Origin of the sequence: Kordia periserrulae, assembly GCF_003054265.1 — a bacterium.
Classification (GTDB): domain Bacteria; phylum Bacteroidota; class Bacteroidia; order Flavobacteriales; family Flavobacteriaceae; genus Kordia; species Kordia periserrulae.
Genome location: NZ_QBKT01000014.1, coordinates 42,319 through 59,776, shown reverse-complemented (window position 1 = coordinate 59,776; position 17,458 = coordinate 42,319). Strand labels below are relative to the sequence as shown.

The 17,458-nt window shown below is 35.3% G+C and carries 15 protein-coding genes; 3 read left to right on the top strand and 12 right to left on the bottom strand.

Annotation, left to right across the window (positions count from 1 at the left end):
- Positions 1 to 70 precede the first annotated feature (70 nt).
- The 5 genes from C8N46_RS19740 to C8N46_RS19720 form a co-directional block, all read right to left on the bottom strand.
- Positions 71 to 2,854 (bottom strand): gluzincin family metallopeptidase, encoded by a 2,784-nt coding sequence (locus C8N46_RS19740; RefSeq protein WP_108116844.1) that lies wholly within the window; start codon positions 2,852 to 2,854, stop codon positions 71 to 73.
- A gap of 45 nt (positions 2,855 to 2,899) precedes the next feature.
- A complete protein-coding gene (locus tag C8N46_RS19735; protein ID WP_108116843.1) occupies positions 2,900 to 4,168 on the bottom strand; it encodes a T9SS type A sorting domain-containing protein in 1,269 nt (422 codons plus the stop codon).
- Positions 4,169 to 4,205: 37 nt separating this feature from the next.
- The gene (locus C8N46_RS19730; RefSeq protein WP_108116842.1) at positions 4,206 to 4,895 is read right to left on the bottom strand and encodes an LOG family protein; all 690 of its coding nucleotides are present in this window, start codon (positions 4,893 to 4,895) and stop codon (positions 4,206 to 4,208) included.
- Positions 4,896 to 5,137: 242 nt separating this feature from the next.
- Positions 5,138 to 6,133 (bottom strand): hypothetical protein, encoded by a 996-nt coding sequence (locus C8N46_RS19725; RefSeq protein WP_108116841.1) that lies wholly within the window; start codon positions 6,131 to 6,133, stop codon positions 5,138 to 5,140.
- Between the two features lie 83 nt (positions 6,134 to 6,216).
- A complete protein-coding gene (locus C8N46_RS19720) occupies positions 6,217 to 7,344 on the bottom strand; it encodes a LytR/AlgR family response regulator transcription factor (protein WP_108116840.1) in 1,128 nt (375 codons plus the stop codon).
- 538 nt (positions 7,345 to 7,882) lie between these two features.
- Between C8N46_RS19720 and C8N46_RS19715 the strand changes: the two genes are divergently transcribed.
- The 3 genes from C8N46_RS19715 to C8N46_RS19705 are packed head-to-tail and all read left to right on the top strand — an operon-like array spanning position 7,883 to position 9,720.
- Positions 7,883 to 8,299 (top strand): OB-fold protein, encoded by a 417-nt coding sequence (locus C8N46_RS19715; RefSeq protein WP_108116839.1) that lies wholly within the window; start codon positions 7,883 to 7,885, stop codon positions 8,297 to 8,299.
- Between the two features lie 10 nt (positions 8,300 to 8,309).
- Positions 8,310 to 8,858, top strand: a complete 549-nt coding sequence (locus tag C8N46_RS19710; RefSeq protein WP_108116838.1) for a YceI family protein — start codon at positions 8,310 to 8,312, stop codon at positions 8,856 to 8,858.
- Positions 8,848 to 9,720 carry a DUF5777 family beta-barrel protein gene (locus tag C8N46_RS19705; RefSeq protein ID WP_108116837.1) on the top strand — a complete coding sequence of 291 codons (873 nt, stop codon included), beginning with the start codon at positions 8,848 to 8,850 and terminating at the stop codon, positions 9,718 to 9,720. Before C8N46_RS19710 ends, C8N46_RS19705 begins: the two co-directional genes overlap by 11 nt.
- Before the next feature lie 242 nt (positions 9,721 to 9,962).
- On the opposite strand, the gene C8N46_RS19700 is transcribed toward C8N46_RS19705, so the two are convergent.
- From C8N46_RS19700 to C8N46_RS19670, 7 genes are all read right to left on the bottom strand, one after another.
- A complete protein-coding gene (locus C8N46_RS19700; RefSeq protein ID WP_108116836.1) occupies positions 9,963 to 11,306 on the bottom strand; it encodes an NCS2 family permease in 1,344 nt (447 codons plus the stop codon).
- 20 nt (positions 11,307 to 11,326) lie between these two features.
- On the bottom strand, positions 11,327 to 11,713 hold the full coding sequence (locus C8N46_RS19695) for a hypothetical protein (RefSeq protein WP_108116835.1): 387 nt from the start codon (positions 11,711 to 11,713) through the stop codon (positions 11,327 to 11,329).
- Between the two features lie 301 nt (positions 11,714 to 12,014).
- On the bottom strand, positions 12,015 to 14,246 hold the full coding sequence (locus C8N46_RS19690) for a SulP family inorganic anion transporter (protein ID WP_108116834.1): 2,232 nt from the start codon (positions 14,244 to 14,246) through the stop codon (positions 12,015 to 12,017).
- Between the two features lie 178 nt (positions 14,247 to 14,424).
- Entirely contained in the window at positions 14,425 to 14,745 is a 321-nt protein-coding gene (locus tag C8N46_RS21085; protein ID WP_108116833.1) for a type II toxin-antitoxin system RelE/ParE family toxin, read from the bottom strand.
- A 4-nt stretch (positions 14,746 to 14,749) separates the two neighbouring features.
- Complete coding sequence (locus C8N46_RS19680) at positions 14,750 to 14,983, bottom strand: hypothetical protein (protein ID WP_108116832.1); 234 nt, start codon at positions 14,981 to 14,983, stop codon at positions 14,750 to 14,752.
- 122 nt (positions 14,984 to 15,105) lie between these two features.
- Positions 15,106 to 16,560 (bottom strand): vanadium-dependent haloperoxidase, encoded by a 1,455-nt coding sequence (locus C8N46_RS19675; RefSeq protein ID WP_108116831.1) that lies wholly within the window; start codon positions 16,558 to 16,560, stop codon positions 15,106 to 15,108.
- A 56-nt stretch (positions 16,561 to 16,616) separates the two neighbouring features.
- Positions 16,617 to 17,129 carry a hypothetical protein gene (locus C8N46_RS19670; protein WP_108116830.1) on the bottom strand — a complete coding sequence of 171 codons (513 nt, stop codon included), beginning with the start codon at positions 17,127 to 17,129 and terminating at the stop codon, positions 16,617 to 16,619.
- Positions 17,130 to 17,458 lie beyond the last annotated feature (329 nt).

Here is a 17,458-nt window from a genome sequence, read left to right as displayed (position 1 = left end):
TCAGAAGAAATAATTTTACTTGGAGAAAAATTTATATGGGTATTCTAAGTTATAAGAGATACCTAAAAACTTAAAACCACTTCCTAGTAAACAACTTCGTCAAGGTTTTTGGACTCAATGTTACGATGAATCGGATGCGTTGGTCAAAACCTGGCTGCGCAATTTCCCAACCGTTGTTGGAGTAGACAGGAAAATACAATTCAAAGAAATCTGGTACCAAGTTTAAACGAATTCCAGAGTCGTACACAAATCGTGTGTTAACGCCGTTATCTTTGATAAATCCGACATCGCCATAACCTTCAATCCATTTCCAAATACTGTAACTCGCGTTTCCTGTTGCCAACCAAGCATTGGAGAACGGATTTGGCAATTTGGACTTAAATCCACCTTCTGCCACAATAATCTGCTGACTGAACAACCCAGTATCTTCCGAACGCCCGTAGTAATTATAATCAAAAAGGTAATCGGTGGGTCTATCTAGCGCAAAGCTAAAAAAGTCAGAATTTGTATCATTAAAAATAAACTTCCCAAAAAAGAATCGTAGATTTAATTGACGATTGTCTTGAAATAGTTTTCTATAATCTAAATTGAAAGAAATTTTAGCAAAACGCTTCGAGATTTGAAAATCCGTAAACCATACCATGTGACGAATTGGATCTGGATTGGAATACACATACCGCGCATTAAACACACTGTAATTAGGTTCGTCATTGTCTGTCGCTAAAGTTGGAATTTCCGATTGCTCTCTTTGTACAATTACATAACGAAAATCGATAAACTCCTTTTGATTCGACCTGAAATCAGGATCTCTAAATCCGAAAGTTACTTTTGGCACAAAACGCGTATACGCCAAATCTTCCGCATAGTTAAAATAATTTCCACCTACGGTAAAACTGATAAAATACAAATCACTGTTAATGCTTTCAATATCATGACGATACGAAACGCTTCCCGAACCTACCAATTGTTTTGAGCGCAGTCCGTACGAAGGTTTTAAATCGTATAACAAGCGCTTGGTCAAAAATACTTTGTTGTACAAACGCATTCCAGGCGTAAAACCATCATACAAGTTAAAACGCGCTACAGGAACAAAAAATATCTGATTGTAATGCGGGTTTTCAGCGTCTTTAAAGAAGGTAAAACGCAATTTTTTATTATTCGCAAAGAAACCGTTGAGCGATTTCCAGTTGTCACGCTGATTGAATTCTGGAATGATTTTATCATAATTCAACACCAAACGGTCAATGCTATCGCTAGGAATCGTTACGGTTTTCTTTTTGCCGACGTCCGTCACCCAATATTTTGAAACTACCGAATCATTTTTAATTCCGAAAAGTGAAATAGGGAAGTTGGCATCGTATTTATTTTTGATGGTAACTTTCAGTGAATCGTCTACTTTTTCTACTTTTTTGATTTTATAATCAATTCGTTTTCTGGAATCTACGTAGTTGTTAAAAAACCAATCGATATCTTTCGGAGCTTTGGCTTTGAGCAAAGTTTCAAAATCGTCTCGAGAAGCTTTCTGCAAGCGATTTTCCACATAAAACTCTTTCACAAAATCGTCAATCACCGCTTCATCAAAGTAAGATTTTAAATATTTTAATCCCACACCAGCTTTGTATTTATTGGCGATATTGTTGTTGAATTTCGTCAACGAATCTTTGGAAGTATTCAACGGTTGATCAATATTTTTACGCGCCATCAACATAAACATAAACGGATATTGGTCGTTAAATTCCAATTTGGCAAACTCATACGAGCGAATTCCCCAAACTTTTGCCAATTCTCCAGTCAATTTCATGTTTGGATAGAAGGTTTCCGCGTAGCCCATCATCAGGTAGATTTCAATAGCATCTAAAATCCACTTTTCAGTGCGCGTGTCCATCCACAACGATTCTTCCAAATTTTTCTCTAAAATCGCCTTTAAAATCTTGATTTCGTATTGAAAAGCATCTGTAAACGGTCTGATAAAAGAAGGCAATTGTCCCAATCCGTATACGGGATTCTTTTTATTATCAATCTCAGAAATCATCATGTTTTTTCTTGGAAAATCCCCCAATTTTTCATGAATGAACTGTACCACTTTGTCAATAGCAATCGCTTGTTGCTTTTCATCCAAACCATACGGATTTAGGTTGGTGGTAATGTTTACTTTATCAGTTTGAAAGGTTTTAAATTGTGAGTTTTGACGGAGTAAAATGGTAACGTCTTTCACCTTTTTAGCAGTAAATTGCACCAAACCATTTCCATCATTTTTCATGGAATCTGCAGTCGAAATCACTTCAAATGTATCTGGAATAATCAGCGTGATGTTGTGATTGGCTTGTTCGGTGTATAAATCGTCCAAATTTTTATGGCTATACAATTTCCAACCATCACGGTAAACCGCTGGTGTCATATACCAATATCGAAGACTGTAATCGCCATTTTTAGCAAATCCGTAGCGTGTAAACTCGTCGTACGCCAGCTTCACTTGATAATTCAAATCGAGCGTAATGGATTCGTTGGGTTGTAACGGTTCTGGAAGTGTTACTTTGATAATATCAACTTGATAGTCCAAGCGTTCCCAATCTAAAATAGCATCATTTATCGAAATATAATTCACCATCGTGCGACCGCGCTTTTTCTCAGGCGCTAGGTGAAAGTTTCGGTGAAATTCTTCCGCAAAGCGTTTCGCTAACGGCGTATCTTTTCCCGAAAAGGCATGACTCCAATCGTTCAGATAAATTTCTGAAAGTGCTGTTCCTGCTTCGTTCGTGTAGGTAATTTTTTGAACAACATTGAGTGTATTGGTTCGCGTTTGAAGCGTAGCTGTAACCGTATTTTTATGCTGTCCAAAAGCTGCGACACTCAAAAATAGTAGGATGTATAATTCGAAATGGGTACGTATTGTGTTCAATTATTTTTTTATAAATTTTTTAGTTTCTGTAAAATTGTCAATTTTTATATAGTAAATACCTTTCGGTAGGTCGGAGATATTTACTGTTGTAATATCGTTATTTTTCGCTTTTCCTGAAATCAATTTTCGTGCTAAAACGTCATAAATCACATAATCATGGTTTGTTTGGGTAGAATTTAACACAAATGACAATTGACTATCAGCCACATTTCCACGAACAAACTGAAAAGTACTGTTGGCTGTAAATTGATTTGTGCTGAGTAATTGTTCGTTGGTTTCCAATTCCATCACTACAGGCAAATGGTCGCTCATATCGTGCAATGCGGTACGCAATGCAGGCGAATAACTCACGCCAGAACCTGGAACTTCTGCACAATCGGATGTATTGATAGCACTATTGAAGCAGTTTGGATTCAAGTTGTTTCCAAAGGATTTGTAGGAGTTTGGGACATAATACAAATCAGTATTGGTCAACATGTTTTCTGACGTTAAGATAAAATCGAATCGATCGTCAAATCCGCCAGAAGCGCCACCCAAACCGCCTTGCGTACGAGTGGATTGTGTAAAAACATCCACAAAACTACTGTTCGTATGCCAATCGCCCAAACGATTTATCGGATCGGTCAGTGTAATCACGTTGAAAGGATCAGTGAGTTTTTGAAAAGTAATATCATTGCTGGTATACAAGTTCAAATCGCCTGCAAAAATGACTTTGCTGTTTGGGTCTAAGTTGTCCAAATAATTGACCAATTCTTCTGCCATTAAAAAGCGTTGCAATTCATCATCAACCGAGTTTCCTGCTTTTAAATGTCCCACAAATACTTCCAATACAATCGGATTGGTCGCCTGATTTACGGTATTCAATTTTAAAGTATAGCGATTAAAATCGCGCAAAAAAGTCGTAATAATATCTTGTCCTTCTAAAATAAATTTAGAACTGTCGTAATAGATTAAATTCTGCAACAAATTGGAATCACTTCCAGTATCGTCGGAAGTATTGTTAAAATAAGTTGCTTGCGCATAGTTGGGATTGATCATTTGCAATCGGTTGAGAATCAAACCTGCGCCAAACGCGTCGTTCAATTCACACACCATAAACAAATCGGGTTGATAATCAGAGATAATAATTTCCAATTCGTCCAATCGGTCGAGAGAAAGTTCAGGAAAATTCAAAAGATTGTAAAACATCGTTTTGATATTTTCCTGAGCCGTATTTTGTTGTAATCCTATGTAAAAACATAGGATAAGCATGAGTATTTTTCTTTTCATTTTCTTTTTCGGGTGCAATTATTCTACAAAACTTCGATTAGAAGTTAGGACTCAGGTTGTATTTTTTATAGAACGCGTCTAAAATATTCAATACTTCGTCTTCGTTGTCTACAATATGAATCAAGTCCATATCGCCAGCACTGATGTTTGAAAACTTCGCCAACAAGGTTTCTTTTACCCAATCGATTAAGCCTGACCAAAATTCGGTTCCGACCAAAATGATAGGGAATTTGTCAATTTTTTTGGTTTGAATAAGCGTTATCGCTTCAAAAAGTTCGTCCAGCGTTCCAAATCCGCCAGGCATTACTACAAATCCTTGCGAATATTTTACAAACATCACTTTACGAACAAAGAAATAGTCAAAATTGATGCTTTTATCAGGATCGATATATGGATTGTCGTGTTGTTCAAAAGGCAATACGATATTTAAACCTACCGAAGTTCCGCCGCCTAAGTGCGCTCCTTTGTTACCAGCTTCCATAATTCCTGGTCCACCGCCGGTAATCACTCCATAGCCGTGATCGACGATTTTGTGCGCAATTTTTTGTGCGAGTTTATAGTATTTGTTATCAGGTTTGGTACGTGCTGAACCAAAAATAGACACACAAGGTCCGATTTGACTCATTTTTTCGAATCCGTTTACGAATTCGCCCATAATTTTAAAAAGTGCCCAAGAATCATTCGTTTTTATTTCATTCCAGCCTTTGGCATTTCTTTCTTTTCTCATGTAATTCAATTTTTAATCAAAACGTGCTAAGATACTATTTTATATAGAATTTTGACAAAGGTTTTAGAGGAGATTAACATTATGAGAAATTTCGGAAATAGCGATTTTTCATAAAGTCAAACAGTATTTTTTGAAGAAAAATGTAGAAACAGATAATTCTATCGCATAATATATTTGTTATGAGGTTGTTACAGTTTTAATTTCAAATCTAGTATCAGTTGTTTTCGCCTTTTTAAGTAGTATTACTGATATTCTTTTTTGACAAACGTGTTAATTTCAGTTGTGATTTTCCCTAATTTGGGAGTTACAAATTTGTTATTTTTTGTACTTTCAATAATGTAGATATTTTTGATTTCTGAAAAAAGCTTTTCTATCTGTTTTTCAGATAAAGAGTTGAGTTCTTCCTGTGAAATGATGTGATATTTTCCATTACTAATATCATATATTCTAGAAAGTTTCATTGTTTGTTTTCGCTTGTTAGTTACTTGAAAAAAAACATTTTTTTCTCCAATGGAAAGTCTAAAAGTGAATTGCTCCTTTATTTTAGACTCTGAAAGCTTAGAACCGTCATGAGTTGCGTATGTATAACTGGATTTATGATTTTCCATTGAAGGATTATAAAGTAAATATATATCTTTATTTCCCGTGAATTTGGAAGGTTTTAAGAATGTATATTTTTCATCTTTATTTTTCAATGTATAATTCTTCAACTCATAGTAAAACGGTTGAATACTTTTTGCCAAAAACAAGTCATCATCTTCCGTACCAGAACAAGTCGTTTCGTCAAACATGCTTAAAAACACTTCCCGAACCAATACTTTGTTGTTTTTTGCATCACTTTCATCAATTAAAAAAAGCGTTTTCCCCTGTAAAATATTGAGAAGCGTTGAAGAATTTGATGCAAGACTGTGCATAAACTTAATATCAACTATTGTCTGCTTATTTTTCTTTATGAATTGTCTTTCTTGGTATTTATTGTAGGTTTTGTTGTTGTCAAAATAATCATCAAAATCTAAATATTTTCGATATCCAACATCAAAAAGTAGTTTGTCATTTTTTCGATATGAATAATTAAAAGAAGTGTCTCTTAATTTTTCATTGATGTATACAATGTCCTTTTTTTGATTTTTATCTGATGAAAATAAAAGATAAATTGTATCTAGTTTTTGTAGTTCGCTTGGCGTTTGTGCAAAAAGCCTAAAACTAACAAAGAAGGCAATTATAAGTAGTTTTTTCATAAACTATCATTTGTGTTTTCTTGAACTTTCTTGGTAGTATCTCCAAAAACCATTCCTTTAACGGAGCATGGTTAGAAATACAATCACAAATCCAGCCAACGCTTAAACACCGCGACTTTGTTTTTTCCAATAATAATGTCAATTTCTGAGACAGGCTGCATTTCTATTTTGAGTGCGCTGTTTCCGTATTTAATGATTTTATCAATGGCGTAAATTGCTACAATGGTTTGTCGGTTGGCTCTAAAAAAGAGTTTCGGGTCGAGTGTGGCGTAAATTTGGTCTAAACTATCGTTTGCTGTAAAGCGTTTGCCATCTTTTCGAACCACGTACGAGATGGAGTTTTCCACATAGATATACGAAATGTCTTCAATTGCAATCGGCATCAATTCGTTGCGAATGTAGGTGAGGAGTCGCTGTTTCGGAACTTCCTTGTTGTCTTCTTCCGTAGTTGTTTCAACCGTTTCTTCGGTTTTGGTTTCGGAAATCGTTTTTAGTTCGGCAATGCTTTTTTGATAGTTTTCGAGCGAATCGTTGAGCTTGGATAAATTCAACACGCCATCTTCCAATTTTGCCGTTTTGCGCTCAATAATTTGTTCGTAATACACCGAGACCAATCTGATGACAATCAACAATAACAACAATAATAGCAAGCCGAGCAACAAATAACTCGTTTTGGCTTCTTCGGTAAAAGTGTTGGTTTGTTGCGTAAAGTTTTCCAAATTCAAATGTGCCGCCATGATTAAGTCCGAATTCGCCACAGGACGCAACGCAATGATTTCCGAAGCTTCCGAATTCTTTTCATCCGTATTTTGTATGAGCGCGTACAATTCTTCACCAGTCACTTCGCTTTTCATATTGGAAATGCTATTGCTTTTTTGCTCGTTTTTGCTGCGTAATTTTGTAACATCGGGATGACAAACAATGGTTCCCGACCAATCAAACACGGACAAATACATATTTTCCTTATCGCTTCCCGCAATCGCTTTTTGAATACTATTGAGCATCGTTTCTTTCGAAATTTGATGCGTCAGCGCATCAGCAGTTAACAAACTCATTTGCTGAATTTCTTTCATCGCTAGGTTGATGGTATTTTGCAGTTGTACAATGCTTTTCTGTTTTACCAATAATGGATGTATCATAAAGCTTATAGCAAGCACATACACTAACAGAAAACTGACGGTTGCATAGAGATAGATTTTATAATTTCGCATGGCGTATTCTCAATTCGTATTGACCACACTAAAATACTATTTCGTTCGGTTTTCCCGCTATTTCTAACGATTTTATATTCCTTTTTAGGCGTTTATTTTCCGCTTTACACACAATCTACTTAAAGGACATTGCAGAAAACAGTACTTTTATATGGTAATTACAAAATAAAAATGAACTTAGAATAATCAAATGAAGAGTGAGTTCTTTTCCGCAGTGTAGGAATAATTTTTCAACAAATTTTTTCATGATTTGAAAAAGAAATATTTCATCAACTTTAAAACTCAAAATAGAGCATGGTGAATGTAAGATTTCGAAAAAATTATTTCGGTTTTAATTTTCCATAAAAGAAAATTAAAAACACCTCTGGAAAAGCGCCCTTTCTTTTGTTTCTTTTCTTTGGGCGAACAAAGAATAAGAAAATAGAAAACTAGATTTATGTCAATTATAAGAACTCAACTCAAAAAAATGGAATTTCCTTTGAAAGAAATAAATTTTTGTTTGAATGAATGCAATTACTGATAAAAGAATCATCATATCATGAAAAATATAAAATACTATAAAATATCCGTCATAAGTTGCGTACTATGTTTGAGTTTGTTTTTTTTGTATCAATATGTCAACAGCGGTATTGCAGATACCAATACTGTACAAACGGAAGAATCATTTACGACGAATGAATTGTTGGCAAAATTTCAACACAAACAGCAAAAGCTGGAAGATTTTATTGAAAAAGCAATTGAGATTGAAGGAAAAATTAAAGATATTACCTTTCAAGACGGGAAATATAGTTTAATTTTAAAAGGCGATTCGGATGCGAGCTATATTTTATGCGAAATGCAATCCGATCAAAATGCAGATGTGAAAAAGCTTCACGCGGGACAAAACATCAAATTGAAAGGAATTTTAAAAGGATTTCTCTTAGATGTGATTTTGTTGCATTGTGTTATCATTTAAGCAGTTTTGTATGAATAAAGTTGTACTCTTTGTACTTTTTAGTCTTTTGTATTACAGTAACGTTTCTGCGCAAACGAACGATTTTATTGAGCGTCAGGGACAAGTTACTTTTTTCTCGTACACTGCTGTAGAAAATATTCAGGCGAAGAACAATCAGGTGTTGAGTTTGTTCAATCCGTATTCTCAAGAAATTGCGGTGAGTATTTTGATGCGTGCGTTTGTGTTTGAAAAGTCGCTCATGCGCGATCATTTCAACGAAAGTTATATTGAATCCGATTTGTATCCGAAAGCAACCTTTAGCGGAAAAATTATCGATTTTGATTCAGAAATCGCGACGCAAACACGCATTATTAGAGGCGATTTTACGCTAAAAAACACCACCAAAACCATCGATATCAAAGCAACTATCACCAAAACCGACGCAGGATATACCATTACCGGAGCGTTGGATGTGTTGATTGACGATTATGATATTAATGTGCCGCCGTTGCTGTCGCCTAATATTTCGAAGAAAATTGAAGTCACGTTTCACTTTACCTATGCGCCGTATGAAAAGTAAGTTGTTAGCGTTTATCGTATTTGTAAGTTTGTCGTCAGGAGTGATGGCGCAGGATTTGTTGGACAAACTCAATGCGGAATCACTGTTGATGGACGATTATGTGTCGTTAACCTTCAAAGGAACGCGCATTTCTGTGGGACATTCGGTAGAAACACGCAAAAAAAATACCTTGGAAATCTCGTTTATGTCGCGCTACTGGAACATTCCGAATTACGGTGGCAATTCGTTTATCGCAGATAAAATGTCGGCGCGTTTCGGGTTGGATTACGGAATTTCCGACAGACTCACCATCGGATTTGGAACTTCGGCGCCGAATGGCGTAGTGGATACCTATTTAAAATACCGATTGTTACGACAAACCGTCAACAACACAACGCCGCTCAGTATTTCCTTAGTACAAACGGCAACCTACCGAACACGACGTTTAAACGGCATTACACAACGCGCAGATTCAGGTGATAAGTTTGCATTTGCTTCACAAGTGTTGATTGCCAAGAAGTTTACGCGAAATTTCTCTGCGCAAATCGCGCCGACGTTTATTCACAGAACCTCTTCCAGATTTCCACAAGACGACCACAACCATTTTGCAGTAGGATTTGGTGCGCGTTACAAAGTCAGCAATCATGTATCGCTGGTTTCTGAGTATTACTATGTTGCCAACGAATTGGAATCGCGCGAAACCTTTGGTGCGTTTGCTTTGGGCACCAATTGGGAAGTCAGCAAGTTGTTATTACAATTCAAAATGACCAACAATCCGTTTTTTGTAGAAGATACTTTCATTACGCAAACCACTCGAAACTTTAACTTTAAAGATGGGAATTTCTTTTTTGGGTTTGGGGCGGTTTATTTTTTGCAGTTATGAGAGTGGTTTCGATAAAAAGTACTTGAAATTTATTTCAACAACGGCAAAAAGTGAAGCAAAATCACTTACTTTGATTATTTTCAATATGAAGTCACTATTTGGTCACTATAGCTGAGTTTTAAGCGGTGCAAATTTTAGGATTCCATAGGTAAACTCAAAAGGAAGGCATTCTTAAAAGTACTAAGAATGCCTTGTTTTTTGTGGAATTATTGGGTTGTGTAACGTACTTTAATGTTATATTATCAGGTTAACCATTGAGCAACAGTTCCAATTATCAAAACCACAAGTGAAGCAATTAAATATACATTTGGTTTTTTGTCCTTATCTATAATTTGTTTTACTACATAGCCTCCATAACCAATTATAAGTGCATATTGAAGCGAAAATGATAAAACTACAACTAAAAGCATTAAACATAAAATTACTTTGTCAATTGTTTTAAATCTATCCCATATTTCTGTATTGTCTGAAAATATTTTAATCATACCTTTAGGCATTAACCATAAACCAACCCAAATCAAAGCAGATGAAGTTGCAACAACTGGTACGAATTTGATTAATGGTGTTAATAATAAACAGGCTAATAATAGTACTCCTATTACTACAGCAGTAAGTCCTGTTCTACCACCTTCTTTGATGCCAACACTACTTTCTACAAATGTCGTTACACTACTTGTTCCAACTATAGGACTTGTTAAAGCTGCAAATCCGTCAACCATAAGTCCACCTTTTATTTTTTTATCTTCACTCCCTTTTTCTGGAAAAATATTAGTGCCTACTGTAAGCCCAATAATTTTCGCCACACTACCATAGAAATCAACAAGAAAAAGTATAAGTATTGGTGCCCAAGAACGAGGGTCGAGTATGACATCTAATCCTGTCCAAAATGAGCCAATCGCAGAGAACATTTCCATTGACAATTCCGCACCTTGCATATCATCTGCAAGACCTACATAATTAGCATAAACTGCCATAACTATAATGCTTATTAAAATCGATGCTTTAAATTTTAGAATTTTCTCTAATAAAATTATAACAGCTAAGCCAATATATAATGTAATTGCTCCTTGACCAGTTAAATCTCCTATTCCAATTGGTGTTGCACCTTCAAATGCTACCATATTAGAAATCTTAAAACCAATCATTATTAAAAACATTCCAACACTTGCAGCAAGGGTGTGTTTCATGTTATTTGGAATACTGTCTACAATTTTACCTCTTAACCCAACTATCGATAAAATAAAAAATATTAGAGTAGAATAGAAAACAATTGCTAAACCTTGTTGCCAAGAGAAGCCTAAAACTGCCACAATATAAAATGCAACGTATGCATCCATTTCAAGACCAGGTGCAAGTGCAAATGGCAACTTTGCTTTCAGACCCATAATAATTGTAAAAATTCCTGATACTGCTATTGTTGCAAAGAATACAGCACTCTTATTAATACCACCCTCAGACAATATTGCGGGATTAACCACGACTATATAGGCTAAACTCATAAACGTAGAAAGTCCAGCTAATAGTTCAGTATTAATTGTAGAGCCTTTCTCTTTGATTTTAAAGTATTTGTCAATTTTGTTTTTCATTTTTTAAATTGTTTAGTTTTTTATCTTTTTTTTGGCACTGCTTTTTGAGCAAAACTACCAGTTGTAAATCCTCCTATTATTTTAAAGGCATTCGCCCATAAACTGTCTGCACTAAAAATATTCATAATGCCAACGATTACTAACAAGAAAAGTGCTATTGCTGGAAGTCCATTTACTCCGATAGAATTTAGAAATGTCAGTGATGCGGCAATGGCAATTCCGATGTCATTTAGTCCATATAATATTCTCACAAGAAAAATTATTCCGGGAAGTATTAATCTTTGATGCCAAATAAACTCATCTGGATATATCCAAGGTAAATCAACGAAGGATAATAGTAGAGTGAGTATAAATAATAACTCAAGGGTTTGGATGAAGAGTGGTTTTTTCTTTTGTTCTTCGCTCATAATATATTAGTTGGTTAATATCAGTCACAATGTTTCTTTTGTATGTTGCACAACGTATGTATATACGGAATTCCTGTTTTTATACTAAATATGGTAAATAACAGGAACTAATTTTATATAAGCCTCACATTATTTTTTATAAATGTAAAACAAAACTTACACATATGCAATGTGGTTTCCCGTAATTTAGGAAAATAATTAGTGACAAGATTAAATTCCTACCTACATTTCGACTACGCTCAATGCAAGTGCAGGATGACAAGTTAGCCACGTAAAAATAGGAGCAAAGATAATTAGCTACTTACGATGTAAGCTTCGCATCCAACAGTTTCGCTAATTTTTTACCATATTCAATAAATTCAATGGTTTCGTCGGTTCGTGCGAGTTTGATTTTGTCGAAAATGATGAGTGCTTCGCCATTGCTTTCTAAATGGTAAATTTGATGGTTTTCGAAAAAGCGAATGATGTCTTCTGTAAAAAAGGAGCGAATTTCCGCTTCATTATTCCCCATTAAGAGGAATTTTTTAGAAAAATCGGGATATATCTCAAAATCAATGTCTTTATAGCCTGTAAATGCCATGACGCGGTCGAATAATTTTTCCAATACCGCTTCTTTTTCCATCGTAAACACAGGTATTTTGGTGTTGAGTTTTAAAATCATTAGGGTAGTGTTAAAGGTTTCTGCGGTAAACGCTTGCCCTTCATTGAAGGTGACATCCGCAATTTCCCAAGACATATCTACCTCATCAAAAGAACCTTTTAAACAATTGTATTTTCGCTCAATGGGTCTGATTTCAAAAAAGTGAAATTTCTTTAAATAGGTCGTATTCCAATCTACTTGACTTGTGTATTGATATCCTTTTTCAGTGGCTAAGTTTCGCAAGCGTTTTTGTCGATGCGATAATTTGGTAGCACTTGTCAAACTAAGTTTTAACGCTCTGTTGTGCGTTGATGAAGACACATGCGAGTCCAATCCTGTGATAAAAACTTCTGCGCCCGTAGCTCTTTGTGTTTTTAAGTATTCTACCAAATAGTCCATGTAGGTAATGCCTACAAGTCTGGTTTCTGATAAATCGATATTGACATTGGCACCAGCAGGAATTTGCGCGACTAGTTTATCTACCTTTATAATCCCAAGAAAATTTGCAATTCCTCTAATTTTTAAATCGTAACTATTGTCTGGAAGTTGTATCAATCTTGTGCGCGATTTGTACACCATTTTGAAAAATTCTGGAATCGGTAGTCGTGCCAACAACATGTGAACTACGAGTGCCAAGACCAATCCGCCAAGCAATCCAATTAACAAATTGGTATATAGGGTTAAAATCATGGTTCCCACAAAGAATATGAGTTGCTCCGTTCCTTGATTGTAAATTTGTTTAAATACCGAAGGTGATGCTAATTTAAACCCTGTATATACCAGTAAAATGGCAAACGCACACAGTGGCACTTGCGTCATGATTGGACTCAATACCAAAATAAAAAGCAACAACAAGAGTCCTTGATACATGTTAGACCATTTCGTTTTAGCGCCATTATGAATATTTACCGTACTTCGAATAATTACCGCAATAATTGGCAAACCTCCAATACAACCCGCCACTGCAGTACTCAATCCGATTCCTGTTAAATCTTTATTCAAATCTGTTTTTCGTCCGTACGGATCAATCTTGTCTACTGCTTTTGCAATGGCTAGGGATTCAATACTTGTAATGATTAACATAGAAAATACGGTCGTCCAGAATTCAATTGTATGTATTTTGCCAAAGTTGGGATGAATGATGGAATCCGTTATCGTATCTGGAATGTCCAATAATAAATTTGGACCTACTTCATAGGCTTTTCCAAAGAATGACAGTGTTTGTTCATCAAAGAAATTAAACGCATACACAAAGGGAATGGAAAGCGCAATCACCCACATGGGCGCAGGTAATAAATGAAAAAAGCGATTGCTAATTTTAGACTGAAATAATAATAAAAGCAATCCTGTCAAGGCAATTATGACTACAAACGGATTGGCTTGTGGTAGGTATACGACGGCATCAACCAAGTTTTGTATAATGCTTGGACTCTCAGAGTGCGTGCCCATAGCTACATGAATTTGTTTTGCAAATATGATGATGCCAATTGCTGCCAAAATACCGTGAATTACGGAAGAATGGAAAATATCTGCCAGTCGCCCTAATTTTAAGATACCCAATAGCATTTGAAGCACACCAGACACCACAACAGCCGCCAATACATAATTAAACGCTTGTCCTGAACCATCGTCCATGATGGCAATTCCCAAAAGGATGACTCCAATTACTCCTTTGGCGGGTCCGTTGATGGATATATGTCCACCGCGGTACAATGTAGTTACCACTCCACCCACAATGGCTGAAAAGATACCAGACATTGCTGGTGCGCCTGCTGCTAAGGCAATTCCTAATGAAAGCGGTAACGCAATTAGCGCGACACTTACTGCTGCAATTAAATCACTTTGCCAATTTTCAATCAATCCCTGAATACCAGATTTGGGTGTGTTTTCCATGTAAGTAGTAGTCCAAAAGTTATAGTTCGTCCCTTAATTGTCTAAAATAGTAAATATTTGGAATTACGAAAGGGAAGTATGAAAGTTGTTGGAAAATTGGAGAACTGTTTTTTTTTAGGAAATAGGAAAAGTCAAGATGATTTCTATGTACTATTTATAGCTGTAGCCAAAGAGTAAGTCAATTATTTTCATCACGGCTCTCTTTGTTCATTTTACTAGGATTTTGTCTAGTATCGAAAACGTCATTTATGATGATTTGATTGTGGCTTACACGATATATTATCTTGTAATTTCCGCTAACTAGGTATCTGTGGTTTTGTTTTAATTTTACTAGATTTGATTCTAATTGACCAGATTCAGGATTATTTAAAAGTTGATAAGTTGAATTAAGTATTTGTGATCTTATTTTTAGAGCTATTTTTTTTGAGACCTTATTTGAGTAATAATCAAATATATCTTTAAGATTTTTGATAGCGAAATCAGTCCAAATTATTTTCATAGTACTACCATTCCCTGAACGATTGTTCTAATTCCTCTTGAGTTTTGAATTTTCCATTTTTGAAATCACTCTCAGATTTTTCAATTCTTTGAATCAACTCTTCAACAGTAAATGGCTTATATTCAGGTTCATTTTGTTGTTTTCTTAAAATAAACTTTTCTATTTTTTCAATGAACTTTTCATCTTGTAATTGAGCAAGATATGCTATTAAATTCAGTTTTCTTGTTTGTAAATCCATAACAGTGATTTTTTCAAATTTACAAATTTATTTTGTGGGTTTTACGTTAATCTACTGTATTTCATAAATGATTCACAATCCGTTTTTCGCAGAAGATAGCTTGCACATTATTATTTTACAATTTACTTTTCTCCCACATGCTCTTTGTAAAATTTCCAAGCTTCTTTGGCTACATTTCTTCCTAATTCGAGTCCCGCCACATTATCGGCTTGAATATGATAGCCTCCTAATACTCTTGAAATTCCTGCCATTTCGGCGGTTTCTGTAAATGTTGGAAATTGTAAGGTGATGGTATCTCCTAAGTTATGAGGTTCCGTCATGGCGCCGGCAACTAGTTCGGCAGAAGAACCAAATTCGTCACTTCCTGTCCATAGTTTTAAGGCTTCTGCACATCCACCACTAATGGTACTATGCCCAGAAACATAACTTGGAAATGGCGGACATAAAAAGGTGTCTGGCGAATACGGTCTCCATTGCGTCCCATCCAACTCAATGATGCCTTTTCCTTCACCGCCCCAAGCTTTTATTTTTTGATTTTTGTAATATTCGTGCACCAATGCGTACGGTCTGGCATAGTCATAATGCATTTTAGCATCCCAAGAAGCAATAAAGGCATCCATGGCTACAACTTGATTGTAAAAATACATTTTCACATCTTCATCCAACGTATGTTGATCTCTTCGTGACACATCTTGTGCAAATTTTAGCCAGTGTCCCGCTTGTTGTACAGATTGTGGTCCATCTCTCATAAATTCGACCAATGCTTTTTCATAATCGGTTAAATTGGCTTGTAGTTCAATGACTTCTTGTACTTCTTCTTCCAATTGTTTGGAGCCTATCAATGGTGGTGGACCAGGTCTGAATTGATCTGCAGATTTCAGAGCGATTGGTTGTACGTTATCCCAAAAAGGCGTTAAACAGCCAGGCGCAAATTTTCCTCCTTTGCCATCTGAGAAATATTTGGGTTGCCAACGATTGGCATCCACGTTCGCATCCGCAGAATTGATAGGTTCGTACCCTACATAATTAAAATACGGCGTTCCATTAGAATTTTTTTCTTCTCCGTATTGATTGGCTCCATCACCTTTTCGCGCTTCAATGACAGCTTTAGCCGCCAAATTACCAATACCTTCTGGAGTCGTAGGATCTAAACTTTCATTACTAGGATCGAGTCCTAACTGGCGCATAAAATCTTCAAAAAGTGTTTTATCAGTGTAATAGTATTCATTCATGGCACGAAATGCCGCATAACTAATCGCGATTTCTTTATTTTTTAGCGACTGCTCGTTTTGCGGTCTTCTCTCAACATTTTTTAAATATACAGGAATTGCGTTGTCATCGTATCGCGACCAAGCATCAAAAACTGCCACAAAGATTAATCCCAAATAGCGAGAAGTAATGGTTGGTCTTGGTTTAAAGCGTTCCGTGTCGTTTGCCGTAGCGGTGAGTGCCATGGCTCCCCATTTATAGGCGACATTTTCGGTTCCTTTCGGTTCTTGTATTTTATTAGATTTTTGTTGCTCTCCACAACCCAACAAGATGGTTACAACAACTGCGATTACAACTATTTTTTTCATTATATGATACTCAATGATATGATATGTTTTTGTACGTGAAGTTTAAAAGTAAAAAATTATTTGTTGTTCAACGTTTTTATTTTTCCTATTTCAGTTTCTTGGTGTATGAAGTGCATTGGATATCTTCCGAACTCCCATTTTCCATTTTCAAATTTGAAAGATATATATTCCATTATTGCAGGTCGTTTGTGGTCATCAATTTCAATAAACTTATATTTTTCTTCAATTTTGATAAAATCTTTTTCTTTAGGTTTGTAGTTAAAGTCAAACGGATTACTATTTGAATTTAGAGCTTCTAGAATGCTATCAATTGTAAGTTCGTTATTAATTTGTGTTTTTGGATATACCATCATTCCCATTACACCATTCTTGTTGACTTCCTCTTTAAATGAAGACAGAGTCCATTTAAAGTAAGTTTCCATATATGAACCATCATCATTCAATATCGCCATTCGGGAATCATTTTTTTTTAATTGATACAGTTTTACAACTTCATCTGCAAAGTCAATATTAATTTCTAACTTATTTGAGCAGGTACAAAAATGAATTTTTAAATCTTCTTTACACATAGTTTTTCAAATGTTATGCATTGTTAGTTTTCGTTTTTTTATATCCAATTCAGTCAACATTTGTTTAAAACTTAAATATTCAAATTCCTCAAACGTGTCAACTACAATAGGATACTCATTATTTTCTCTTTCTACTATAGAGTCAAAACAATATTACTCTCTAAATATAAAACAAAAACCCACACACATACAATGCTGTTTCCAGTAATTCAGGAAAAATAACTCACCAACTCATTTTACCCTTTCATTTCCACAAGGATACTAACCTAGCGCTTGTTCTTGAAATTAATAAAATTCTAAAAGGAGTTTTAGCGTTGCTTTACTAACAA

Bases quoted from the DNA above. Each gene is read 5' to 3' on its own strand.
- C8N46_RS19725 (WP_108116841.1), bottom strand. From the start codon at position 6,133: ATGAAAAAACTACTTATAATTGCCTTCTTTGTTAGTTTTAGGCTTTTT.
- C8N46_RS19695 (WP_108116835.1), bottom strand. From the start codon at position 11,713: ATGAGCGAAGAACAAAAGAAAAAACCACTCTTCATCCAAACCCTTGAG.
- C8N46_RS19680 (WP_108116832.1), bottom strand. From the start codon at position 14,983: ATGGATTTACAAACAAGAAAACTGAATTTAATAGCATATCTTGCTCAA.
- C8N46_RS19670 (WP_108116830.1), bottom strand. From the start codon at position 17,129: ATGTGTAAAGAAGATTTAAAAATTCATTTTTGTACCTGCTCAAATAAG.
- C8N46_RS19730 (WP_108116842.1), bottom strand. From the start codon at position 4,895: ATGAGAAAAGAAAGAAATGCCAAAGGCTGGAATGAAATAAAAACGAAT.
- C8N46_RS19690 (WP_108116834.1), bottom strand. From the start codon at position 14,246: ATGGAAAACACACCCAAATCTGGTATTCAGGGATTGATTGAAAATTGG.
- C8N46_RS21085 (WP_108116833.1), bottom strand. From the start codon at position 14,745: ATGAAAATAATTTGGACTGATTTCGCTATCAAAAATCTTAAAGATATA.
- C8N46_RS19735 (WP_108116843.1), bottom strand. From the start codon at position 4,168: ATGAAAAGAAAAATACTCATGCTTATCCTATGTTTTTACATAGGATTA.
- C8N46_RS19675 (WP_108116831.1), bottom strand. From the start codon at position 16,560: ATGAAAAAAATAGTTGTAATCGCAGTTGTTGTAACCATCTTGTTGGGT.
- C8N46_RS19700 (WP_108116836.1), bottom strand. From the start codon at position 11,306: ATGAAAAACAAAATTGACAAATACTTTAAAATCAAAGAGAAAGGCTCT.
- C8N46_RS19710 (WP_108116838.1), top strand. From the start codon at position 8,310: ATGAATAAAGTTGTACTCTTTGTACTTTTTAGTCTTTTGTATTACAGT.
- C8N46_RS19720 (WP_108116840.1), bottom strand. From the start codon at position 7,344: ATGCGAAATTATAAAATCTATCTCTATGCAACCGTCAGTTTTCTGTTA.
- C8N46_RS19705 (WP_108116837.1), top strand. From the start codon at position 8,848: ATGAAAAGTAAGTTGTTAGCGTTTATCGTATTTGTAAGTTTGTCGTCA.
- C8N46_RS19715 (WP_108116839.1), top strand. From the start codon at position 7,883: ATGAAAAATATAAAATACTATAAAATATCCGTCATAAGTTGCGTACTA.